Source organism: Desulfomonilia bacterium (genome assembly GCA_036567785.1).
Classification (GTDB): Bacteria; Desulfobacterota; Desulfomonilia; order UBA1062; family UBA1062; genus DATCTV01.
The window spans coordinates 106,480-130,861 of the sequence record DATCTV010000043.1 but is presented as its reverse complement, the minus strand read 5'-3'; the positions used below and the strand labels follow the sequence as shown (position 1 = coordinate 130,861).

Here is a 24,382-nt window from a genome sequence, read left to right as displayed (position 1 = left end):
ATATGCTGCGTCCAAGAATAATCCCATGTCTGCTTGTTAAGAATAAAGGGCTTGTCAAAACGGTTAAGTTTGACAATCCGAAATATGTCGGCGATCCGATCAATGCTGTCCGCATATATAACGAGAAGGAAGTCGATGAACTTGTCGTGCTTGATATAGATGCCACTGCTGAGGGACGGGAACCGGATTATACCTTGATTGAACATCTTGCTGCAGAGTGCCGCATGCCTTTATGCTACGGCGGAGGCGTAAAGACTGTCGCACAGATAAAGAAGATTATAGGTCTGGGTGTCGAGAAGGTCGCTATCAGTTCAGCAGCAATCCAGACGCCCACTCTTATTTCTGAAGCTGCTGCGCAGGTGGGTAATCAGAGCGTTGTTGTAATAATCGATGTAAAGAAAAAGGGGTTTTTTAGCCATTATGAGATATTTACACATAATGGCAAAAGGGCTGCTGGAAAGCATCCGGTTGAATTCGCCGGAAAAGTTGAGGAATTGGGGGCAGGCGAAATAGTAATCAATTCTATAGACAGAGACGGCATGATGAAAGGATATGACCTGGACCTGATTTCACAGATTAGAAAATCTGTCAGCATACCTTTGACCGCGTTGGGAGGAGCCGGATCTGTTAATGATATTTATGAGTTGGTTGATAATTTTGGTATAATCGGCGCTGCAGCGGGAAGCCTGTTTGTTTTCAAGGGTAAATACAGGGCGGTATTGATTAATTATATCGGTCAGGTTGAGAAAAATGAACTCATTTTCAAATCAGTCAAGAGCAATATTGTATAAGCTTCAAAGTCGATTAACTTTATAAACAATAAACCGAGTGTATTTTATGGGGGATGGGTGAAGCAGATTCTTCAGAATATCAAAAACGGCAGGACTGAGATTGTTGAAGTTCCTGTTCCTGTTGTGCGTCCGGGGCATATATTGATTGCAACTGCTGAAAGCCTGGTGTCTGCCGGGACGGAACGCATGCTTCTGGATTTCGGGAAAGCCGGCTGGATAGCGAAAGCCAGGCAGCAGCCCGAAAAGGTAAAGCAGGTCCTGGAAAAGATGCAGACCGACGGGGTATTGGCGACCGTTGATGCCGTCTTCAACAAGCTTGATGAACCTATGCCCCTGGGATACTGCAATGCCGGGGTTGTACTCGAAGTAGGGCCGGGAATAAAAGACATCGTTCCCGGAGACAGGGTTGCTTCTAACGGCTCGCACGCTGAAATCGTATGCGTTCCGGGAAATCTCTGCGTCAAGATTCCTCAAAATGTTTCATCGGAACATGCTGCATTTACAGTCCTCGGTAGTATAGCGCTTCAAAGCATAAGGCTTGCCGGGCCGGACCTGGGCGAAAAATTCATTGTTTTCGGGCTCGGTCTTGTCGGTCTGCTCGCTGTGCAGCTTTTGAGGGCGAACGGATGCAGTGTGCTGGCTGTGGACATGAATGAAAAAAGGCTTGAGCTGGCAAGAAAGTTCGGAGCGCAGGTCGTCAATGCATCGGATAATGACCCTGTTGCGGCAGCGTCCGCATTCTCGTCGGGAAAAGGTGTTGACGGTGTAATCATCGCAGCATCAGCGAAGGGTGATGATATTATCCATCAGGCCGCACAATCCTGCAGGAAGAGGGCCAGAATAGTTCTTGTGGGAGTGGTTGACCTTAACCTGCTTCGCAGCGATTTTTATGAGAAAGAGATATCCTTCCAGGTTTCATGCTCATATGGACCCGGAAGGTATGACGAGTCATATGAACTTTCGGGACATGATTATCCGTTCGGGTATGTCCGCTGGACGGAACAGCGCAATATGGAGGCGGTACTCGAAGCCATTTCAAATGGGTCCCTGGATATTGAAAGTCTTATCAGCGAAAGGATAGATTTTGAAAATATTGCAGATAAATATGACAGGATACTGCATGAAAAGGATTCACTGGGTATATTGATCCGATATCCTCAAAGCCCGACGCGAAGCCTCCCCGCACAGTCATCTGAAAGCGTGGAATATAAGAATGTTTCTGAAACCGGGCATGATATCGGAGGTCCATCTCTCAAAAAGGGTGTGGGCAAGGCAAGAATTGGTATCATCGGTGCAGGCGGTTTTGCAAAGTCAATTCTGATTCCGGCCCTCATCTCGGCCGATGCGGATGTTCGTCTGATTGCCGATCTGAACAGCGTGAGCGCCAATCATGCTGCACGGAAATTCAATTCTTCCAAGGCGGTTTCCGATTACAGGTATATACTGGACGATTCTGATATAAACACGGTGTTTATAGTTGTCGGCCATCACCTTCATTCAAGGTTTGTAAGTGAAGCCCTTGATGCCGGGAAGAATGTGTTCGTTGAAAAACCCCTCGCTATCAGCAGGGAAGGGCTCGCCGAAGTCGAAGACGCGGTAAGGAGAAACCCCGAGCTTCATCTGATGGTCGGATTCAACAGAAGATTCAGCCCGCATACTCAAAAAATCGTGAGTGCTCTTAAAGGAAGAAAAGGGCCGCTTTGCATGAATATGACTGTCAATGCCGGCGCCATTCCGGCCGATCACTGGATTCAGGACCCGTTGCGCGGAGGCGGCAGGATAATAGGCGAGGGTTGTCATTTCATGGACCTCTTATCCTTTATTGCAGGTAGCCCGATCGAGGCGGTCAAGGCCGTCATGGCTGGAGGCAATGAGCAGGTGAAAGATGACAAGATGATCATATCGCTTGCCTTTGAAGACGGTTCCATCGGAACGGTCAATTATTTCTCAAACGGCTCAAAGAGTTATCCGAAGGAAATGCTTGAGGTCTTCAGCGATTCAAGGGTGATAAGGATGGAAAACTTCAGGGTGACAAAAGGATACGGTTTTAAATCATTCAGGACATTTAGAACACTCAGGCAGGATAAAGGGCATAATTCAGAAATTGAATCTTTTATTAAAAGTGTCGAAGAGGGCGGTTTGCCTCTTGTTCCATTCAGTGCCCTTGTAAATGTTACAGCAGGCAGCTTTGATGCAGTTGAGTCTGCCAGGAATTTCCGGAAGACAGACATTGACTGATAAAGATTTAAACAGGGTTCTGTTGTATATAAATACGATCAGATATTTAAAACCCTCACAGGTTTACTGCAGGGTGTGGTTCAACCTGAAAAAGCCGAAACCGATACCTTCAGATTTCGGTTTAAGACATCCGGGCAAAAATATTATTCCGCCATTACTGAAAAAACAGAGCATGCTCGCACATGATACATTCAGGTTTCTGAACAAAGAGAACAAAATCCGAACAGAATATGACTGGAATAATCCTGAGATCGAAAAGCTATGGCTGTATAATCTCCATTATTTCGATGACTTGAGATCTGAAAGTTCTGCAAACAGAAAGGAATGGCATGGAAATTTAATAGAAAGATGGATAGCAGAGAATCCTCCTTTTTCAGGAAACGGCTGGGAACCGTATCCGCTTTCAAGGAGGCTTGTGAACTGGATATTCTGGGGGCTTTCAGGAAACATATTGAATGAGAAGGCAAAGAGCAGCCTCAATCTTCAGGCAGCATTCCTAAGCAGAAGGCTCGAGTGGCATATACTGGGAAATCATTTGCTGGCAAATGCAAAGGCCTTAATTTTTGCCGGGCTCTTTTTCTCAGGTGATGCGGCCGAGAAGTGGCTTGAAAAAGGGATAAGGATATTTTCAGCCCAGCTCGATGAACAGATATTATCTGACGGCGGACATTTTGAGCTCAGTCCCATGTATCACGCTCAGGTGCTGGAAGACGTCCTTGATGTGATAAATATTTTTAATGCGTACCCGGATACATTGATCGGGAATCGGGCCCGGATAGTTGCCGGCTTTTCGAGGATTTCATCGGGTATGCTTTCATGGCTTGAGACTATGAGCCATCCGGATGGGGAAATCGTTTTATTTAATGACTCTGCATTCGGTGTGGCCGGGTCTTTCTTGGAACTTTTTAAGTATGCGCAAAGGCTGGGAATAAGCCCTTTGTTGAAACAGAAAGAGTATGAAAGAGCCTGTGATATTGAAATCAGACATTTAAAGGAAAGCGGTTATATCAGGGTGGATTGCGGGGATATGACGGCATTTCTTGATGTGGCTGAAATCGGCGCTGATTATCTTCCGGGACATGCTCATGCGGACACCCTTAATTTCGAGCTCTCAATCGGCAGTCAGCGTGTAATAGTTGACAGCGGGGTTTCACTTTATGAAGATGGCGGAGAAAGGCTCAATCAGCGCGGAACCCGCGCCCATAATACGCTGATGATTGACGGGGCCGATTCATCCGAGATGTGGGGCAGTTTCAGAGTTGCGAGAAGGGCACATCCATATAATCTTATCATCAATGAAGAGTCGAAAGAAATATCCTGCTCGCATGACGGTTATCGCAGATTGCAGGGGAAGCCTGTACACAACAGGAAATGGAGCTTTATGAATTCCGGGTTGCGAATAAACGACTCTGTTTACGGCGGTTATAAAAAGGCGTCATCGTTTCTTCATCTTCACCCGGATGTAAAAATCGAGTTCTCTTCCGGATCGGAAAAAAAAGGCAGATTTATTCTTCCGGACAATAAAGCTGTTGGATGGTCTGTCGAAGGCGGGAATGTCATAATTTCCGATGCATTTTATTTCCCTGAATTCGGTCTTCGTGTTCCAGGCAAATGCCTGGAAATAAATCTTCACACCGGTCATTCGGTTATTGAAATATCACGGCAAGCCTGAAAACAACATGCATATCCTGTTTTTGACTGACAACTTTCCCCCTGAAGTTAACGCTCCGGCAAGCAGGACATACGAGCACTGCATAGAGTGGGTGAAAGAGGGCTGCGAGGTAACGGTCGTAACCTGTTTTCCTAATTTTCCCAATGGGAAGGTATTCAGCGGGTATAAAAACAAGTTATGGGACATCGAAAATATGAACGGCATCAGGGTCATCCGTGTGTGGACTTTTATAACGCCTAACAAAGGCTTTCTGAAAAGGATTATAGATTATCAGAGCTTTATGGTTTCTGCTGTAATAGCTTCGGTTTTTGTTAAGAAGCCTGATGTTGTTATCGGCACATCGCCGCAGTTTTTTACTGCCTGCGCAGCTTATATTGTCAGCTTCTTCAAGAGGAAACCGTTCATTTTTGAACTCAGGGATATCTGGCCTGAATCGATAAAAGTTGTCGGCGCCATGAAGGACTCTTTTATTTTAAACCTTCTGGAAAAGGTGGAAATGCATCTTTATAAAAAAGCTGACCTGATAGTATCGGTAACCAATTCCTTCAAAAGGGTTTTGATGGGGAGGGGGGTCGATGGAAATAAAATCAGAGTGGTTCTGAACGGAGCGGATCTGTCAAACTACAAACCGATGCAAAAAGATGAGGAGATCAGCTCCAGATACGGATTGGAAGGCAGATTTGTTGCCGGCTATGTGGGGACACACGGCATGGCCCATGCCCTTGAGACAATACTTGAAGCGGCGTCGAAGTCCGAAAACCGGGATATCAGATTCCTGATGGTCGGGGACGGTGCGCAAAAGGATCATCTGAAAGAAATAGCCGCAATGAGAAATCTCGACAATGTGGTTTTCATCGACACGGTCCCGAAGAGCGATATAGCCAGATACTATTCACTGCTGGATGCTTCAATAATTCATCTGAAGAAAACGGATTTGTTCAGAACGGTTATACCTTCAAAGCTTTTTGAATGTATGGCCATGGGGATCCCGGTTATATTCGGTGTCGAAGGTGAATCTGCCGAAATAGTGATATCCGAAGATGTGGGGTTAACTTTTGAACCCGAGAATCCTGATGATCTGAGCAGACAGATTAACAGATTGAAGGATAATGAAATTCTCAGAAAAGAATTAAGAAATAAATGCGTTCATGCATCAAAGAAATACAGAAGGGATGCCAATGCATCGGAAATGCTGGGACATATTCTCGAAGTGGCAGGAAAGGGATAATTAAATGCATATTATCCATATAGTGGGAGCAAGGCCCAATTTCATGAAAGCGGCCCCTGTTATGAGGGCGATAAATGATATGAAAGGCATCGAACAGACGCTTATCCATACAGGCCAGCATTATGATGCCAATATGAGCGATATATTCTTCTCTCAGCTGGGTATGAAAAGGCCGGATATAAACCTTGGGACAGGTTCAGGTTCGCATGCGTTTCAGACCGGTCAGATAATGATAAAACTCGAAAAGATTTTCAGCGAACTTAAACCTGACATGGTTTTTGTCTATGGTGATGTAAATTCAACCCTTTCAGCCTCGCTCGTCTGCGCGAAGCAGCATATAAAGCTCGCCCATGTAGAAGCCGGACTGAGGTCATTTGACAGGACAATGCCGGAAGAAATAAACCGCATTGTCACTGATTCTCTCGCCGATGTTCTGTTTACCCCGTCACAGGACGGGAATGAAAATCTTATACGTGAAGGGGTCAGCCCCGGAAAAATTCATATGGTCGGGAACGTAATGATAGACACCCTGATCAGACTGTTGCCTGAAGCGAAACTGCTGTGGCCTCAGGAATCCGGTAAGTATCAGATACAAAGGAAGGGATATGTCATGGTGACCCTGCACAGGCCGTCAAATGTCGACGATCCCGATATGCTCGGCAGGATAATATATGCGCTCAATAATATAAGCAGAAAGATACCAGTCCTGTTTCCTGTCCATCCAAGGACCAGAAAAAGGATTGCCGGAATTCCAGGAATCAGAATATCAGATACCATTAAACTGATTGAGCCAATCGGCTACATTGAGTTCCTTGTCCTTCAGTCCGAGGCAAGTTCAGTGATAACCGACTCCGGCGGAATACAGGAAGAGACTACATTCCTGGGTGTTCCATGCCTGACCGTCAGGGAAAACACGGAACGGCCGGTAACTGTAACTTCAGGAACAAACATTTTAATTGGCAGGGACATGGAAAAGCTTGAATCGGAAGTTGATAATATTATCACGGGCAACGTAAGAAAAGGCTCAATTCCGCAGCTCTGGGACGGTTTTTCAGGGAAGCGCATAGCTGAAACAATATGTTTATCTTTGAATAATTTTTTAGAATAAAATTGACAAATCGGCATCAGGTATTATTATAAAAAAAATTAATAATTTTGTTCATATAATCAAGGAGTCAGTGAAAAATGCCATCAGTTCATGGGGTAGGGTATATATTAAAAAGGCTTCTGGATTTAATGATATCGATACCTGTATTGATTATCCTTTCGCCATTGATGTTGGTTGTCGCCCTGCTTGTCAAATTCAAAATCGGTTCGCCCGTTATTTTCAAGCAGGACAGGCCGGGCATGAACGGCAGGATATTTACCCTTTATAAATTCAAGACGCTTCTTGATTTATATGATGAAAACGGAAATCTGCTTCCGGATAAGGACAGATTGACCCCATTCGGGGATTTTTTAAGGTCATTCAGTATTGATGAACTTCCTCAATTCATCAATGTTGTCAAAGGTGAAATGAGCGCAATAGGGCCCAGGCCGCAGATGGAGAAATACTGGGAACTGCTGTCAGACGAGCAGAAAAAGGTTTTTAATATAAAACCCGGAATAACAGGCTGGGCTCAGATTAACGGCCGTAATACACTTACCTGGGAGAAGAGATTCGAACTTGATTCCTGGTATCTTGAAAACTGGAGTATCTGGCTGGATGTCAAGATAGCGTTTATAACTATATGGAAGATTCTTATAAGAGAAGGAATCAAGCATCCAGGATGCGCAACCATGGTCGAGTTTACAGGCAGCAGGAAAGCGAAATATTATGAACAATGGAAGTTCAGATCAGATGACTCTGTCACTGGTGCAGAATTTGTTTCTCCCGTACTAAAAAAGAGCAATGATGCAAAAATAGGAGTTTCAGACTATAACTGAATAGGACAATAGAATTTCTTTTTAAGTATAAAAGAACCGGCGGATATGATTTCCGCCGGTTCTTTTATTTTCTTGGAGTCTCCCGCCCTGTAAATTGGGGGGGCATGCCCTTCCGACCACCGGAAGGGCATGGGGGGGTATGGATTATTCCCTGCGCAGCCTGAAGGCAACCACCGGGAACAGGACCATCGAAATTAATATCATCATCAGGAGGCCTGAGGCATGCGAACATGTTGTCGTCTCGATAAAGCAGCCCTTGCCTCCGCTTTCGCTCGACGCTTCTTCATCATCAACACTTGCCGCTGCCGGAGCGTTCCAGGAAGAACTGTCAACCATGTCATGATTCTTGATAGCCATAAGGGCATTGTAGGCATTTACGCATCCGCCGCTCATGTTCAACTCTTCTGAGTATGATGAATCAATAATCGAACCTTCGATTATTCTCGTCCTGACCTCGGAATAGCCGATTGATGGATTTTCCGAAAACACCATTGCGGCGATTCCTGCTACGAAAGGTGAAGCGAATGAAGTACCTGATGCATAGGATGTAATGGAATTATTCAGGTCGGTAGTTGTAAGGCTGCTTCCCGGTGCGGCAACATGGACGCTGTAGTGCCCGTAATTTGAAAAGCTGGCCAGTTCGCCATACCTGTTCATTGCTGCAACCGCTATTATGTTGTCGATTTTATAGTTTGAGGGATAGTGTGCAACCTCATCGTTGTTCGTCGAATTATTTCCGGCCGAGCAGATGAAAAGGACGCCTTTGCTCCTTGCATAGTTAATGGCGTCTTCAAGCGAACGGGAATATGAATCGAATCCCCAGCTGGCATTTATTATCCTGGCCCCGTTGTTTACTGCATAATTGATTGCCTCTATTGCATCAGAGGTATAACCTGTTGTGCTTGATCCATTGAGCTTCATGAACTTGAGCGGCATGATTTCTATGCTGCTGTTCCATGCAACTCCACAGGCTTTGATGTTGTTATTGCCTTTTGCACCTATTATGCCGGTGACTCTGGTGCCGTGGCCTGCATCGTCTTCCGGCTCACTGTCATCATTTGCAAAATCGTAACCCGGAATCAGGACATCAGCAAGTTCCGAATGGTGAAGGTCGACACCGGAATCCACGACCGCTATCCTGACCTTTGCATTGGCTGAATGGGTGGAAACATAGGTCCATGCGTTTGGCAGGCTCACATCTTTCCATTCTGAAGAGGAATATGGCCAGTCTGAAGGTATTTCATCCGCCTTAATTATATAATTAGGCTCGGCATACTCGACATCGTCCCTGGCATTGAGTTCCTCGATTGCCTTTTGTGTGTCATCCACAGCAACTGCGTAGGCTGCAGGAGCCCCTGCTTCAGCGCTCATGAACGGTGAAGCGGATTTGAATTTGACAATTACTTCTCCCTGTTTGTAGTCGGCTGAGAAAACGGGAGTACCAATTAGTGCCATGAGAATTGCTGCTGCAAAAAATGTTTTCGGTCCTTTCATGTTGCCCCCCTTTTTGTTCTGAATCCGAATAAGTAAGGGCAATGCGGGTGCCATATGTGCCAAAGTCAGATGAATTATAAAATATAATGTAAAAACAATATGATAGAACAACATCCTGGTGTTGATATTCCTTCATTTCGGTTACAATGATCACATGATTGTAATCTGGATTACGGTGTGCAATATTCAAATCGTAATGAGTAATCTTCAGAAATGAAAATAACAAAAAAATCGTTTAGATATGAAATCAAGCAGATGGACATAACCTGAATTCACGGATATAAGAAATTCTGTATGCTGGTCCAGAGATATATAACTTATAATATTATAAAAACCTTCCTGGGGGCACTTGCCGTTCTCTTTTGCGTGATGCTTATTGTCCAGTGGGTGCAGATGGGAAGGTTTATTTCTCTTGAAGATGCTGATCTGATGCTTCTTGCATTTGTGCCTGTAGGGAGATTTGTCGTACCTATGGCATTTCTTTTCAGTATCCTGATTATGCTCGAAAAACTTTCTTCAGATTCTGAGATAATTGCCCTTAAGGCATGCGGCGTAAAGAGCAGAACAATCAATATGCCTATCATATGGTTTTCCGTACTGTGCATGATTGTAAACATAATTATCTCTATATGGCTTGGGCCGCTTTCCATGGAGACAATCCAGAAAAGGCTGGTTGAAGAAGCGCCCCAGAAAATATATTCCTTCATTAAGGAAAGGGATTTTGACGATTCGTTCAGAGGGATAACCTTTTATGTTGGATCTGTTGATCAGAAAAATAAAAGACTCAAGCAGATATTTATCGAGAGTAAAAGCAGTACACCATATGTTGTGACGGCGGAAAAGGGCGAAGTCGGCATGGGGGATTCGAAGGTTGTTCTCAAACTGTATAACGGCAGCCTGTTTATGCAGAAGGACAAGGTTGTAAGATATATCACCTTTGATGAATATGATTTTGTGCTCAATTTCAATCTGACAAGAGAGCTGGGGATAAAGACCTGGGAGACGGCATCACAGCCGGAGCTGAAAAAGCTTATTACAGAGGATCCCGATCCCAAATGGATAAAAGAATACTACAACAGATATTCATTTCCTGTCCTGAGTCTGATCCTCGGGTTTGTCGGCATAACCTTCGGCTACAGAAAACCGAGGGCGTCGAAATATGGAGGTTTTATAATAGGTATATCTGCTGTTATTGCTTATTATTTTGTTTTCATAATGACAGACAGGCTTGTAAAAGCGGAAAGTATTGATCCTGTACTGGGTGCATGGATACCCAATATAGTGTTTTGCGCGATAATTGGTATTGTCTGGATTGTCAGGTCCATATATCAGAAAAGGCCAGTGAAATGACGCTCTTCAACTATATATTCAAAAAGGCATTCATCATGTGGATAGGCGCGCTTGTGAGTCTTTCCGGGATGATATTCATGGCGAATTTTATCGGGAACATGTCAATGTTTTCAAGAAGCCAGGCACAGGGTTCCCTTGTATTCACATTCATGATTTTAAGCCTTCCCGAGATGATCTATCTGGTTCTGCCGTTTTCGCTTTGTCTCGGTATCCTAGCAGCCCAGGCACTATTTTCAAGACATGTAGAGACGATTGCCATGCAGTCATGTTCTGTTCCGGTATGGAGAATTTATCTGCCGTACCTTTGCATGGGGATAATAGCAGTCGGTGTCATGTCATTTCTGTCGTTCTATTTTTATCCCGTTGCCCAGAGGGAGGCCGAGAAGATTGAAAAATTCAAAATCGATACCGAGGGGATTAAGGGTTCATTCGATGTCCACGGAAGCCGGTTCAGGGACGGCGATTATATTTACTATGTTGAACTGCTGGACATCGATGGCGAATCCATGGAAAAGATCTCCTGTTACAGCCTGAATGAAGGCAGACTGACTGGTGTTTTGAAAGCGGACAAGGCGAAATGGGACGGGAAATCCTGGATTGCTACGGGGGTCAGCAGGTACAGCTTCTCTGATAAAGGAATATCGGCAGTCAAGGGCGATAATCTGCTCCCTCTCAAGAGTAACCCCCAAGACCTTTTTATGGCCAGGCCTAAACCTGAAGTCCTGACAATACCGGAGCTGTGGCATTACATTGCGCAGATCAAAAAAGACGGACTGAGTTCAAAAAATGTGGAAACATATTTTCACAGCAGGATAAGTTTTGTAATTGCACCTCTCATCATGACTATTCTTGTTCTTCCTTTCGGCATGAGGTTTCCCAGAACAGGCGGAATAGCCAGAGGCATTGCCCTCGGACTTGTTTTCGCCCTTTCCTATTGGGCCTTTCATTCGGGAATGGTCTCTTTGGGGATGTCCGGATATATGAATCCGGTTGTATCAAGCTGGGCAGCCAATATTGCAGCGCTCGGGATCGGGGTAATATTCATCACTGTCAAAAGAGGCGCTTACGGATAACAGAAAAAATCTTTAAAAAATCAGATAGACATCAGGGTCTGTAGTCATCCAGACCGAGCGCATGGCAGAACGGTTTATAAAGACTGAATGTCGCCATGACAATATCAAGGATTTCTTCTTTTGAATAAAGCCTCCCTTTGCCTGTTCCCGGACATGATTTCAGAACCTGAGCCCATTCCGTCTCGGATCGAAGGTTCGTGAACCAGAATGGAAAAGTCCTGCACTGAAGTGGTCTGAGGGGATATATCGAACAACCGTTCTCAAAGAAGATGCACCTTCCTGTATCATCTTCCCTTATGCTGAAATTATCAAGATAGGGATACAGGCATCGCTCGATAAACACCTGCCTGTCGAGTTCCAGAAAATCAGCAATCGGTCCTATCTCATTGTCCAGTACAATGATTATCCCCGGAGCACCATTACAGCATTTACCGCACCGGATGCAATCAAACCGGATTCCATCATCAAAGAAATATTTTCTGTGTCTGTATTCTGTCATGTTTTTTACTTATTTCCGGCCGCTGCAAAATCATCCCGTCTCGGGTGGAATACATCAATGATATAACAGTCTGTCAGGGGCATGCCTGAATGCTTCATGTTAGGCGGAATGACAAGTACTGAACCCTCTCCGAGGAGGATCTTTTCACCGTCAAGGTTCATTTCGAACTTTCCTTTTATCACCATGCATATCTGTTCATGCGGGTGGTAATGTTCAGGCATCGGCGAGCCGGAAGCAATGTTGCAGTATTGTATTGTCATGTTAGATGTATGGACATATTTCGCCAGATATCCCTTTAGTATTTCTTTTTCGGGTGAGTCTTTGAGATTGTGATAGTTCATATTTATTTTCCTCCGTTGTTCAGCTTACATGCCTGTGATGTACGGGTCAAGGGTGTTGGAATAATGAAAAAAACCAATTGCATTTTGAGGATAATTCCGATAGCTAATTTCTCACAACGAAAGGAGGATTATCATGGCACATAAGATAACGGACGAATGCATATCATGTGGTACCTGTGTTGATGAATGTCCTGTCAACGCGATAAGTGAAGGTGATGATAAATATGTCATCGATCCGGAACTTTGTACGGACTGTGGCGCCTGTGCTGATGTATGCCCTACAGAAGCTATAGAAGCGGAAAAGTAAGAAACGTTCGACAGTAGTCAGAAATTCTCTTAGATGATAAGGCAGCAATCTTGAATAAGGTTGCTGCCTTAACAGTTTATTCCCGGTTAATTATTTCGCTGATTCAGTCAGCTTTGCCCGCAAAACATTCGAAAGAGAAAAAGTTACTACATTTCTAGGTGTTATTGTTATCTCGTCACCTGTTTGCGGATTTCTTCCTCTCCGGGAATTTTTCTTTCGGACTTTCCATTTTCCGAATCCTGAGATGCAGACATCATCGCCTTTTTCAAGCTGGAGTTTGATGATATCGAGCAGGGTCTCAATAGCTTCCGAAGCTTCTTTTCTGGAAAGTCCCGTTGATGAAACAATTTCATCAATAATTACATTCTTGGTCAATGTACCCATCTATCTCTCCCCTAAAAATTATTATTATCTTAGAATAATGCGAAATAGTTTTATGTCAATAGCTTGGATTTAATAAGATTTTTGTTTTCTGGTAATAATGATGTCCCTTGCCAGAATAACTCTGATTCCGCAGATGCTTATTATCTGTGCATCGCTGTTGATTCCACAGGTAAAGGAGTAGATATGCATTTTCCCATAAAGGTCGTCTTCATCAACAGGCTCGACAGTCAGCTTCCATCCTAATTTTTTCAGGTAGGGCACCAACTTTTTCAGATCCTCCCATGTAAAGCATTCCGCCCAGTATGTTGTTTCCTGGTTTCCTCTGTTGAATGAAACATCTTTAATTAGTTCGAACCTTCCTGTGTCAGGCATTGTTGAATAAAGATTATACCTTCGCATGGATTGTTTCTCCTCATATCTATATCGGCTGATTATGCAGAGAAATTTAATAATAATTTCATTTATAAGAATACATAATCAATTGGAAACTTTTCTGATAACCGATATCGCCTCGCTCAGATGGGATAAAGCTGTGATCTCAATTCCTCTGGATTTTATTATCGATTCGGAATTTGCCTTTGGAATAAGCGCTCTTGTAAAACCAAGTCTTTTTGCTTCCTTCATCCTTATTTCTATCTGACTGACCGGTCGGATCTCTCCGCTGAGTCCTATTTCACCCAGACAGATGAATCCTTGAGGCAGAGGCTTGTCGAGTGAGCTTGAAGCTACAGCCATTACAACAGCAAGATCGGCTGCGGGTTCCATTACCTTTATTCCTGATGTAACATTAACTACGACATCAGAGCCGGAGATGAACATGCCGCTTCTTTTTTCCAGAACAGCCAGCAGGACGGATACCCGTGACGGATCGATGCCGATTGAAATCCGTTTAGGCATTGAAAATGTGGTTTTGCTAACAAGGGACTGGATCTCCACCAGAAAAACCCTGCTGCCTTCAATTGCAGGCATGACTGAACTGCCGGATAGTCTGCCGCCCAGGCCCATGAAGATTCCTGAAGGGTTGCTTATACTGGCGAGACCTGTTTCCTTCATTTCAAAAATGCCGATTTCGCCGGAAGGGCCGAACCTGTTTTTTACCGCCCTGAGAACCCTGTATGCACCGGTGGAGTCGCCTTCAAAATAAAGGACTGTGTCCACGAGGTGCTCAAGCATTTTTGGGCCTGCTATCCAGCCGTCCTTTGTTACGTGTCCTATCACAAAAACCGGAATTCCTGTAGCCTTGGCGATACCCATGAGTATACCCGCACAATGCCTGATCTGCGCCACACTACCGGGGGCTGCTTCGATTTTTGATGAAAACACGGATTGTATGGAATCTATTATGATAATATCCGGGGAAACGGCCTTGATCTGTTCCGCTATCTTTTCCATCATGATTTCAGCATAGATAAGGAGGGACCTGCCTTTCACGCCAAGCCTTTCTCCCCGGATTTTCAACTGGACAGCCGATTCTTCCCCGCTGACATAGAGCACTTTTCTGGAAGATGAAAGATGATGCGCCATTTGCAGCATTAATGTGGATTTGCCTATTCCTGGGTCCCCGCCGATCAGCACCAGTGAGCCGTCGACAATACCCGAACCGAGAACCCTGTCCAGTTCCGGAATACCTGTTGGCAGGCGCATAAGGGATTGGCCTGTAATGTCATCAAAGGGCAGCGGTACGGTATCCCTTGGCGGACTTGAATTGATGGTACCTGATTCAACGAAGATCTCTTCCAGTGTATTCCATTCCGAACACTGGCTGCATTTGCCCGACCATCTGTCAGATGTGCCTCCACATGATGAACACCTGAAGAGCTGTCTGGCTTTTGCCATTATTGCTGAGTGACCCTTATGACTTCTTCTATAGTGGTGACGCCGTCACTCACCTTTCTTGCACCGTCTTCTCTCAGCGTATGAAGCCCTTCTTCAATTGCCTGTTTTTTAATATCATTCGCATCGGATGTCTTCAGGACTGTTGATTTCATCGAATCGCTCATCACAAGGATTTCATAAATGCCGATCCTGCCTTTATAGCCTGTATTGAGGCATTCCATACAGCCGGCACCCCTGTACAAGTGGCCTTCAGAGAGCAGTTTTTCTCTGACAAGCCCGATTTCCAGGAGGCTCTCGCTTTCCGGGTAATAGGGCTGGCGGCAATCGGTGCATATCTTTCTGCAAAGCCTTTGTGCGACGATTGCATTAACGGATGAGGTAACAAGAAAAGGTTCAATGCCCATGTCTATGAGGCGTGTAATAGCAGTTGCGGAATCGTTTGTATGCAGAGTTGAGAAGACAAGATGTCCTGTCAGTGCGGCCTGAATGGCGATTTCGGCGGTCTCCAGGTCTCGGATTTCACCGACCAGGATTATGTCCGGGTCCTGGCGGACTATTGACCTGAGCCCGGAAGCGAATGTGACGCCTACTTTAGTATTGACCGGTATCTGTCCGATACCCTTCAGCTGATATTCAATCGGGTCCTCAATTGTCAGGATATTCTTCTCCGGAGAGTTGATTTTGCTTAGCATTGAATACAGTGATGTGGTCTTGCCGGAACCTGTAGGGCCGGTTACAAGGACAATGCCATGTTCCTGCTTGAGCAGCATGTTCACAATTTCCATGTCATCAGGATAGAAGCCAAGTTCTTCAAGTCCATAGAGCACCGAGGACTTGTCCAGGATTCTCATTACAACCCGTTCGCCGTTTGCCGTCGGGACCGTAGAGACACGCAGGTCAACGGAATGGTCTCCAAGCTTGATTCCTATTCTTCCATCCTGTGGCAGGCGTTTTTCTGCAATGTTCAGATTCGCCATGACCTTTATTCGTGAAATGACTGCCGACTGGATGCGTTTGGGGAGGCTCAATACATCATGCAGGATTCCGTCGACTCTGAATCGTATCCTGACCTCGGACTGATAAGGTTCGACGTGAATATCCGATGCCCTTTCCCGGAAGGCCTGCATCATGAGTCTGTTCACCAGCTTGATTATCGGGGCGTCGCTTTCCATGACGCTTATATCCTGGATATTTTCTATATCTGTCAGGAGATCCTCTTCCTCTTCTTCCCGGATATCCTCGACGATATCCTGAGCGCTTTCGTTTTTCATGTCATTGAGCCGGTTTATGGCTGAATGGATCTCCTGCTTCGTTGCCAGGATGCGCTTTATATCTCTGGCAGACATTTCCTTGCCTATGTCAAAGAATGGGTCCTGATCCATGGGGTCATTCACTGCAACTATCAGCGTATCCCCCTGCCATTTGAAAGGCACCATATTATAGCGTCTGAGAAAAGTGACCGGCAGTTTGTCAAGTATTGCAGGGTCAACCTCAAGGTCACCGAGCATGTGCATGAATTCGATCCCCCATGCTTTGGATATGGCTTTGAGCAGTTCGACATCATTGACAGCGCCTGAATCGACAAGCGCGTCCTTTAGAGAGCCGCCCTTCTGTTTCTGAGCCAGCAGCGCCTTCTGAAGTGCTTCTTCATTTGCAAGATTCTGCGAGATAACTACCTGCTCAAGGCTTGGTATTCTCATTAAGATTCACCCCTTGTCATCATGCCTGTTAAGCATATCAATTGCTTTTCTGCTCTATCTTAACATCCGGTTCTTTCACGTTTACCTGAGGAGCGGCCTGTTCCTTTGATTCAGGATTTTTTGGTATGGGTGGGGCTTCCTCGGTCTTGGACATGTCAGGTGATTGTTGCCTCAGTTTGGTCTCAACAGCCTTTACTTCGCCGTATTTCTTGTTATAGAGGTCATCCGACTTTTCGATGGTGTCAACTACCCTTGGCGTTATAAAAATATAAAGGTTTGTTTTTTCACGTGAGCGGTTGACTGTTTTGAACAGATAACCGATCAGAGGAATATCGGCGAGCATGGGAACCTTGGCGTTACCGACTGTCAGGCTGTCTCCTATAAGCCCCCCTATAACCATTGTCTCGCTGTCTTTAACCGATACTGTAGTTGTGGCTGAACGTTTGAATGTTGTGGGAGCATATTTATCTTCGCCGGTGCCAGGGACAAGTGTTGTTATCTCCTGGAATATATCCATTCTGACGCCGCCTTCCTGGTTTATCTGCGGTGTGATTTTCAGTGTCACACCGACATCGCGATAGTCGTATGTCCTGACCGTTCTGTTGATATTTGTAGAGTCTGTATCTTCTCTTGTAATATAGGGAACATTCTTGCCGACTTTTATTTCGGCCTGTTTGTTGTCCATAGTGATTATCTGCGGTTTGGAAATTATGTGTATGTCCTTATCACTGCTTACGGCATTTATGAATGAGGCCATGTTGGGCAGTGTTATCGACGTATCGCCCTTGTTTATTGTGATCGCCTGACCGATAACACCGAGAAGCGGTCCTGCCGGCAGGTCACTTAATGATGCTATCGATGTGTCACCTGTCCTGGCAAACCATCCCCCTGTTTTTTTGCCGCTGTCATATTTAAAGGAATTAAAGAAAGACCACTGAACACCGATCTCGAAATCGTAGTTGGTATTGACTTCCATGATGAATGCTTCGACGAATACCTGTTTGCGGGGAATATCAAGATAACGGATTGTTTCAACAATGTTTTCATAGGTGTAGGGATCGGCAAATATGATAAGGGAGTTGGTCGATTTGTCGGGAGAAATCTTGAAATTCTGCTGCTGACTAGATGTGCTCGACATGGCAATATTTTGCTGGACGTTGGAGCCGGCCTTTGCTGAAGCGTCGGGGCTTGTAATGGAAGGCATTCCGCTTAATACCTTTGCCACATCCTCAGCGGTCGCATTCTGCAGATAATAGACATGGATATCTTCTTTTCCGCTTGGTGTAGGGATATCCAGCTCTGTGATCAGTGCTGAAATGTCTTTCATGTCCTGTGCATTTGCTACAACTATTAATGAATTTGTCCTCTCGTAAGGTAGGATCTTTGCAGGTTCTTTCGATGAAGTTGCCCCGGGCATGCGTTTTGATATCGCCCTTGTGCTGGGATCAACGGCGGAACCTGACAGTATCTGGTTCAGTTTGTTTGAAAGGTCGGTTGCAGAGGCATGCTCAAGACGAAGTATCTTGACATCCTGAGCATTTCCTTTGACATCGATCACCTTCAATATTTCCATGATTTTCTTTAAATTTGAGATGGTATCGGTAACTATGAGGATATTGCTCTGTGGATATGACATTATCTGCGAACTGCTTTTTGAAATAAGGGGAGTAATGAGATTTTTAATGTCTTCGGCATCGGCATACTTCAATTGTATGATCTGTGTAACCAGCTTGTCCTGGACAGATGTCGATATTGAAGTCTGCGTTTCAATTCCTTTGGTGACTGCGTCCGCTGATTTCACCACCTTTATTATATTGCCGGTTTTGACAGTCGTATATCCGTTTACCTCCAGGATGCTCTCGAAGACTTTATAGGCCTCGTCAATTGTCATTTTGCGGGGGGAAACGACACTGACCTTTCCTGTCACATTGTTATCGATGATGAAGTTTTTCTTGGTGATATCGGCAATGAATTTCACCAGCATGCTGATATCCATGCCGTCAAAATCCATTGTTACATACTGTGTTTTGCCCTTTGTATTCTTTGTGCCTTTCCTGGCTTCAGATTTGTTCGTGTCGGAAGCGGAAGAACTGAAGTCCTTGGCTGATAAAACCTCTTCATCGGGTGTATTCGTTGTTTCTTTTTGTACGGCTTTCCCCTGTTGTTTGACATCGACTGGTGCTGTTGAAACTGTCGAGTTTTTATCCACCATTCTCGCGGCATATGTACTGCCTATCGAAAACAGTGTAATCATAATCAGTATCACCAAAAATCGTACAGTTTTCATTTCTCCCCCTTAACGATTATCATCACTCTAGTCCCATTTACCTTTGAGACTTTTGAGATCAGGATCATCCTTTGCCCATTTTCTGACATCCTTCCTGTTCATCTCAAGCGCCTTTCTAAGCTCTTTCAAGGCAGAGGTACTGTCTCCTTTTTTTGCATAGGCGCAGGCGAGATTATATACCGGTTCAACATTACCTTTCGAGCACTGAATTGCAATTTTAAAATACTTTATTGCACTGTCATAATCGGACTTTGCCAACAAGACTGCTCCAAGGTTGTTTATCAGACCCGCATCATTTTTATAAACACCCAGAGCTTCCTTGTAAATGGAAATTGCTTTATCGAGGTCACCTTTTTCAAAACTTTGATTTGCAGTTTGTATATATTCATCTCTGCTTTTGTCAGGAGCACTTGCCAGGGGGTCCTGAACTGCTGCTTCAGCCTTATGTATTATTTGAGCCGCCGGGGCCTCTTTTTTCTGAATGGTTTCGGGTTTTAACGGTGCCTGTGAATGATTGTTCTTGAGTCTGCTCTGGATGTTCTTATTTAAGAGATTTGTCGAGACATAAGAATATATACCCATGGTAACCAGCGAACTGAGAGTTACCGCAACGATAATAATCGCCCAGTTCTTCGGGGTGTTCCAGCCCTTCGGTTTGTCGGTCAGGGGCAATGTGCTGTTATCTTCGTTTTGAACCCGTTTCAGGGCTTCATATATGGAACTCATATCTTTTCACCTTTGAGCATATCAATCAGGGTCAATGTCTCGGTGCCGGCAATACCGTCCTCTGTCAGACCGCATTTTCCCTGCAGTTTTTTTATGCCCTCATAAGTTTCATTATCGTAAACACCATTCGGGTCGTTAGATAGATATCCCAGTTCTTTAAGTTTTTCCTGTACTTTTTTAACACCGTTCCCTTTTGATGATTTACCGAAAATATTTCCTGAGGGATTTTTCTTGTATATCATAAACGCATGGCCCTGATATATATCTGAAAAGTTTTTTAAGGGGATATTTATCCTGCTTCCGTCCGCTTTTATCAGCTCGGCAGTATTATTATCGATACGTTCTGCAATGACATAGCCCCCCCATACTGAAGCGGCAAAAGGTTTCGAGATGCTCTTGAGAAAATCAAAGGGCGGATGAAGGTTCAGAACAGAAATTGCCCCGGCGTTTTCCGGGAGCTGTTCAAGGGAGTTTATCGCAGTTTTATAATCCTTCATGATCCAGTCGTAAGCCGGAGGGCCAGGAGTCCTTACATCGGGCTGCCGGGTCAGGGATATTTCTTCATTTGGTTTCGCCATGCCGGTTTTTTCGTCGATAAGAGACAGCAAAGGCTTCCAGAAGAACATCACACCGGCAATAATTGCGAGTACCGCAGCAACGGCAAGGGCCTTTCTGAAATATGCAGCTCCTGTACTCTCTCCTGTAATCTCTCCGATTGCCTGACGGGCAATGGGACCGGTTATTGAACTTGTCCCTTTTGTAAATGCGATGAGAAGCGAACGCTCGCATGCCGAATTGATTCTTCTTGGAAGCCCTGATGAAAATTTGTAGATCCTGTTCAGCGCGGCCCTGGAGAATTTTATATCGCCATGAGAGCCTGATATTATAAGTCTGTGTCTGATATAATCTCTTGTATCAGGTTTATTAAGAAGTCCCATGTGGTATCTTACAGTGATGCGGTCGTTTATCTGTTTCAAGCTCGGGGTTGACAGCATTGATTTCAGTTCAGGCTGTCCTATGAGGACTATCTGGAGAAGCTTCTCCTTCTCTGTCTCAAGATTTGAAAGCATTCTGATCTGTTCGAGCACATCAGTGGAAAGATTCTGACATTCATCAATTATCAGCACCGCGTTTTTGTTGTCTGCCCTGACATCAAGGAGAAAACCATACAATTCGTCAAGCAGAGCCTTTTTTGAAGAACTTGTCGAGCTGATGCCGAATTCCTGGTTTATCGTCTGCAGAAGTTCAATATCGGACAGTGTGGGATTCAGTATCAGGGCGGTTTTTATGGTATCCGGCAATGTTGTCAGCAGAACCCGGCAAAGTGTGGTTTTGCCCGCGCCGATTTCACCGGTAATCAGAACGAAGCCTTTTTTTTCATCGATACCGTATTTCAGATGGGAAAGTGCTTCTTTATGGACTTTTGAAAAAAAGAGATATTTGGGGTCAGGTGTAAGATTGAAAGGATTTTCAGTAAGGCCGAAATATTTCTCAAACATTTACCATTGCCCCGATATTTTTTTTATAATCCCGATATCTCCTGGAATATGAACAGTTATTTCAAAGGTATGTTAACGGAAGTTGTCACACCATGGCGTTCAAGCTCGATGTTTGCCGAGGATACATTCTGCATGTTCTGGTATAACTTCATTGCGTCTTCAGATGATTTCACGGGTGTTCCGTTAACCGATTTAATTACATCTCCCGAACGTACGCCAAGGCCGAAGAGCGGTGAATTGTTCTCAACGTTGGTTACCCTGAAACCATAAGGTTCCCCTCCTTTGTAATAGGGGACAACCCGTGCATTTCCAAGGAGCTGTTCCATATTCTGCATGACTGCCGACATATCTCCGCCATCTGCCATGCTGGGTATTGATATTGCCGGACCTGATGCAGGGCCGCCTCTCTGGCCTTTCTTATCTGTTTTCTCCTCCGGGACGAGCATCTGTTCCTGGCCGTTCAACATAAGGATTACCTTGTTTCTGAAGATTCCGATGATGCTTGCTCCCGATACCGAATCACCTATTTTATATATCTGCTGTTTGCCCTTGTCTTCAATAATAGCCCTGCTGTAAAGTTCCGATCCGGCGATGGTGCCTTTCAATAAAAGTCCCAGTGCGGCGATCGGACGGTCTCTGTCATCACCTGTAAGGGCTCCTTGCGGAGTTGCGGAGATTGAACCGAGCAGCTTTCTTTCTTTTATGATGTCATAGGATGAAAGTGGTGCAGGCTGTCTTTTCGGTGTTTTTACGATTACTTCACTGTGCTTGGGCGGACCGGGCATTACGAACAGAAGCCGTCCGCTGACACTCATGATTATTCCTACGATAACCCAGGCAAAAAGAGTTATGAATACAACAGGTATAACCCATTTGTAGCGATTAAGCATACCTGACCTCACAAATTGTCATAACGGAAGAATTTCATATTATAGCTGCCCCTTCCTCTGCTCATGGATCTCAACTGAGTGGAGTATCCGACTGTCCTTGATAATGGAACATATGCCTTTATGCAATGATATTTACCTTTTATTACAACTCCCTCGATGTTCGCTCTGCGAGAGCTCAAGTCTCCCACAACATCTCCGACATATTCCTCAGGAACCATAACCTCGATATCCATAACCGGTTCAAGGACAAGGATACCTGCATTTTTAACCGCTTCCTGAAGAGCCATTTGCGAGGCTATCTTCATTCCCTGTCCGGTCGTCTCATCTGTTATAATAACTTTTTTTACCTGAACTGCAACATCAACTATGTTGTAACCGTTAACAGGATCGGCCAGACAGCCCTCTTCAAGCCCGAGAAGGATTGAAGATTTCAGCTGGTCATTCATATCGGGAATAATATCAAACGTGTTTCCCGTACCTCTTCTGGCAGGGGAGACATGGAGTGTGACATGACCGGAATGGAGAGTGTCTCCCAGTTTTTTGCTGAACATCGATTCTCCATCGGCCTGTCCTGTTATACTTGAGCAGTAAAGTACCTGCGGGTTCCCAACATTTATATCGATTCCAAAGGCGTTTTTAAGCCTGTCCACGGCAATTTCAAGATGAAGTTCGCCCATGCCTGCAAGGATTACCTGGCCTGTATCCGGATCTTCGCTGACTTTAATCGTCGGGTCTTCATCCATGAGCTTTGAAGAGGTTGTCATCAGTCTCTGGTAGGCTTCTCCTCCTCCGCTTTTTGGTTCAATGGCGATTGATATAACGGGTTTGAGCACTTCTATCGGTTCAAGCACAAGGGTTTCATTGCCTATGGTCAGTGTGTCACCGGTTACGGCGTCTTTCAGGCCAGCAACGGCAATGATATCACCTGCCACGGCTTTTTCGATCCTCTCCTTGTGATGAGCATGCATCATGAAGAGCCGGGCGACCTTCTCGGAGGTTTCCCTCGTGGTATTGAACAGCTCATCGCCCGTATATATTTCGCCTGAATAAAGTCTTAAGTAAACAAGCCTTCTGCCTTCCTCCATGTATACCTTGAAAGCATATGCAACCAGCGGGCTTTGAGGGTCTGATGGTATCGTGATTATCTCACCTGTCTTTTTGTCATGCCCGAGCGGCGGCCTTATATCATTGGGGGAGGGAAGGTAGTCTATTATTGCATCTACCAGTGGCTGGATGCCCTTGTTCCTTAGTGCCGCTCCATAAAGCACCGGCAGGATTCTGTTTTCAATCGTGGCTTTGCGCATGACGTCTTTTATGGTTCTTACACTGATTGTATCCCCTGAAAGATATGATTCCATCAGAGAATCGTCAAGTTCAGCGAGTGTTTCCATCATGTGGTCCCTTGCCGCCGATGCTTCGCTCAGAATATCTTCGGAAATATCCGTTTCGATGACCTCGCTGCCCTGATCATCATCTTTCCAGACGAGCTGCTTCATCCGAAGGAGATCGATTACGCCCCTGAAGGAGTCGCCATCATAATAGGGCAGCTGTACCGGGACCGGTTTTATCTCCAGGCGTTTTTCTATCTGGGAGAGGACAGACCTGTAATCGGCGCCCGGCCTGTCGAGTTTGTTTATAAATGCCAGTGTGGGGACCTCATATTTTCTCGCCTGATGCCAGACTGTCTCGGTCTGCGCCTGTACGCCACCGACACCGCAGAGGATCATGACGGCGCCGTCCAGCACCCTTAGGCTTCTTTCCACCTCTATAGTGAAATCGACATGTCCCGGTGTATCGATTATGTGAATTTCGTGGTCATTCCATTTGCAGGTGGTGACCGCAGATGTTATCGTGATGCCGCGTTCCTGTTCCTGAGGCAGATAATCCATTGTCGCCTGGCCGTCATGCACCTCTCCCATCTTGTGGATGCGGCCTGTATAAAACAGCACTCTTTCAGTTACTGTGGTTTTCCCGGCGTCAATGTGCGCCACAAAACCCATATTTCGAATTTTTCTCAGCCTGTCCGGTTTCATACCCTTTTTACCTTAAAAAATTATATACCAAGATATAACCTATATACCTAGTCCATTTCATCAGCAAAATATGGTTTATAAGAGTTTATATCATAATAGAATAAAGTA

21 protein-coding genes are annotated in these 24,382 nt (G+C 45.0%); 9 read left to right on the top strand and 12 right to left on the bottom strand.

Translation table 11 applies throughout. The annotated features are described in order from the left end of the window. Positions 1-2 precede the first annotated feature (2 nt). From VIS94_12780 to VIS94_12755, 6 genes are all read left to right on the top strand, one after another. Positions 3-791, top strand: coding sequence for an AglZ/HisF2 family acetamidino modification protein (locus tag VIS94_12780; GenBank protein ID HEY9161943.1), 789 nt, complete (start codon positions 3-5; stop codon positions 789-791). Between the two features lie 57 nt (positions 792-848). Further along, positions 849-3,029 (top strand): bi-domain-containing oxidoreductase, encoded by a 2,181-nt coding sequence (locus tag VIS94_12775; protein ID HEY9161942.1) that lies wholly within the window; start codon positions 849-851, stop codon positions 3,027-3,029. After that, positions 3,022-4,701, top strand: coding sequence for an alginate lyase family protein (locus VIS94_12770; protein HEY9161941.1), 1,680 nt, complete (start codon positions 3,022-3,024; stop codon positions 4,699-4,701). The genes VIS94_12775 and VIS94_12770 overlap by 8 nt, the downstream gene beginning before the upstream one ends. Positions 4,702-4,708: 7 nt before the next feature. Continuing rightward, positions 4,709-5,929 carry a glycosyltransferase family 4 protein gene (locus VIS94_12765; GenBank protein ID HEY9161940.1) on the top strand — a complete coding sequence of 407 codons (1,221 nt, stop codon included), beginning with the start codon at positions 4,709-4,711 and terminating at the stop codon, positions 5,927-5,929. Positions 5,930-5,933: 4 nt separating this feature from the next. After that, a complete protein-coding gene (gene wecB, locus VIS94_12760) occupies positions 5,934-7,037 on the top strand; it encodes a UDP-N-acetylglucosamine 2-epimerase (non-hydrolyzing) (GenBank protein ID HEY9161939.1) in 1,104 nt (367 codons plus the stop codon). Between the two features lie 77 nt (positions 7,038-7,114). Further along, positions 7,115-7,855, top strand: coding sequence for a sugar transferase (locus VIS94_12755; GenBank protein HEY9161938.1), 741 nt, complete (start codon positions 7,115-7,117; stop codon positions 7,853-7,855). Between the two features lie 144 nt (positions 7,856-7,999). On the opposite strand, the gene VIS94_12750 is transcribed toward VIS94_12755, so the two are convergent. After that, complete coding sequence (locus VIS94_12750) at positions 8,000-9,349, bottom strand: S8 family peptidase (GenBank protein HEY9161937.1); 1,350 nt, start codon at positions 9,347-9,349, stop codon at positions 8,000-8,002. Positions 9,350-9,643: 294 nt separating this feature from the next. On the opposite strand from VIS94_12750, the gene VIS94_12745 reads away from it, so the two are divergent. After that, complete coding sequence (locus VIS94_12745; GenBank protein HEY9161936.1) at positions 9,644-10,699, top strand: LptF/LptG family permease; 1,056 nt, start codon at positions 9,644-9,646, stop codon at positions 10,697-10,699. After that, entirely contained in the window at positions 10,696-11,772 is a 1,077-nt protein-coding gene (locus tag VIS94_12740; GenBank protein ID HEY9161935.1) for an LptF/LptG family permease, read from the top strand. Before VIS94_12745 ends, VIS94_12740 begins: the two co-directional genes overlap by 4 nt. Positions 11,773-11,803: 31 nt before the next feature. On the opposite strand, the gene VIS94_12735 is transcribed toward VIS94_12740, so the two are convergent. Both VIS94_12735 and VIS94_12730 read right to left on the bottom strand, forming a co-directional pair. Next, positions 11,804-12,271, bottom strand: a complete 468-nt coding sequence (locus VIS94_12735; protein ID HEY9161934.1) for a YkgJ family cysteine cluster protein — start codon at positions 12,269-12,271, stop codon at positions 11,804-11,806. A 5-nt stretch (positions 12,272-12,276) separates the two neighbouring features. Next, complete coding sequence (locus tag VIS94_12730; GenBank protein ID HEY9161933.1) at positions 12,277-12,612, bottom strand: cupin domain-containing protein; 336 nt, start codon at positions 12,610-12,612, stop codon at positions 12,277-12,279. Between the two features lie 133 nt (positions 12,613-12,745). Here VIS94_12730 and VIS94_12725 point away from each other — a divergent pair, with 133 nt between their 5' ends. Beyond that, on the top strand, positions 12,746-12,919 hold the full coding sequence (locus tag VIS94_12725; GenBank protein ID HEY9161932.1) for a 4Fe-4S binding protein: 174 nt from the start codon (positions 12,746-12,748) through the stop codon (positions 12,917-12,919). A 90-nt stretch (positions 12,920-13,009) separates the two neighbouring features. Here VIS94_12725 and VIS94_12720 read toward each other — a convergent pair whose 3' ends face one another. The 9 genes from VIS94_12720 to fusA all read right to left on the bottom strand — a co-directional run bounded on the left by VIS94_12720 (position 13,010) and on the right by fusA (position 24,274). Further along, positions 13,010-13,303 (bottom strand): integration host factor subunit alpha, encoded by a 294-nt coding sequence (locus VIS94_12720; GenBank protein ID HEY9161931.1) that lies wholly within the window; start codon positions 13,301-13,303, stop codon positions 13,010-13,012. Between the two features lie 69 nt (positions 13,304-13,372). Beyond that, on the bottom strand, positions 13,373-13,702 hold the full coding sequence (locus VIS94_12715; GenBank protein HEY9161930.1) for a hypothetical protein: 330 nt from the start codon (positions 13,700-13,702) through the stop codon (positions 13,373-13,375). Positions 13,703-13,780: 78 nt separating this feature from the next. Further along, on the bottom strand, positions 13,781-15,139 hold the full coding sequence (radA, locus tag VIS94_12710; protein HEY9161929.1) for a DNA repair protein RadA: 1,359 nt from the start codon (positions 15,137-15,139) through the stop codon (positions 13,781-13,783). Next, on the bottom strand, positions 15,139-16,839 hold the full coding sequence (gene gspE / locus VIS94_12705) for a type II secretion system ATPase GspE (GenBank protein HEY9161928.1): 1,701 nt from the start codon (positions 16,837-16,839) through the stop codon (positions 15,139-15,141). The genes radA and gspE overlap by 1 nt, the downstream gene beginning before the upstream one ends. Before the next feature lie 37 nt (positions 16,840-16,876). After that, positions 16,877-19,126, bottom strand: coding sequence for a type II secretion system secretin GspD (gene gspD, locus VIS94_12700; protein HEY9161927.1), 2,250 nt, complete (start codon positions 19,124-19,126; stop codon positions 16,877-16,879). A 27-nt stretch (positions 19,127-19,153) separates the two neighbouring features. Further along, positions 19,154-19,852: a tetratricopeptide repeat protein gene (locus VIS94_12695; GenBank protein ID HEY9161926.1), complete on the bottom strand. Its 699-nt coding sequence runs from the start codon at positions 19,850-19,852 to the stop codon at positions 19,154-19,156. Continuing rightward, positions 19,849-21,351, bottom strand: coding sequence for an AAA family ATPase (locus VIS94_12690; GenBank protein ID HEY9161925.1), 1,503 nt, complete (start codon positions 21,349-21,351; stop codon positions 19,849-19,851). Before VIS94_12690 ends, VIS94_12695 begins: the two co-directional genes overlap by 4 nt. Before the next feature lie 56 nt (positions 21,352-21,407). Continuing rightward, complete coding sequence (locus tag VIS94_12685; protein HEY9161924.1) at positions 21,408-22,241, bottom strand: type II secretion system protein N; 834 nt, start codon at positions 22,239-22,241, stop codon at positions 21,408-21,410. Positions 22,242-22,249: 8 nt separating this feature from the next. After that, the gene (fusA, locus tag VIS94_12680) at positions 22,250-24,274 is read right to left on the bottom strand and encodes an elongation factor G (protein HEY9161923.1); all 2,025 of its coding nucleotides are present in this window, start codon (positions 24,272-24,274) and stop codon (positions 22,250-22,252) included. Positions 24,275-24,382 lie beyond the last annotated feature (108 nt).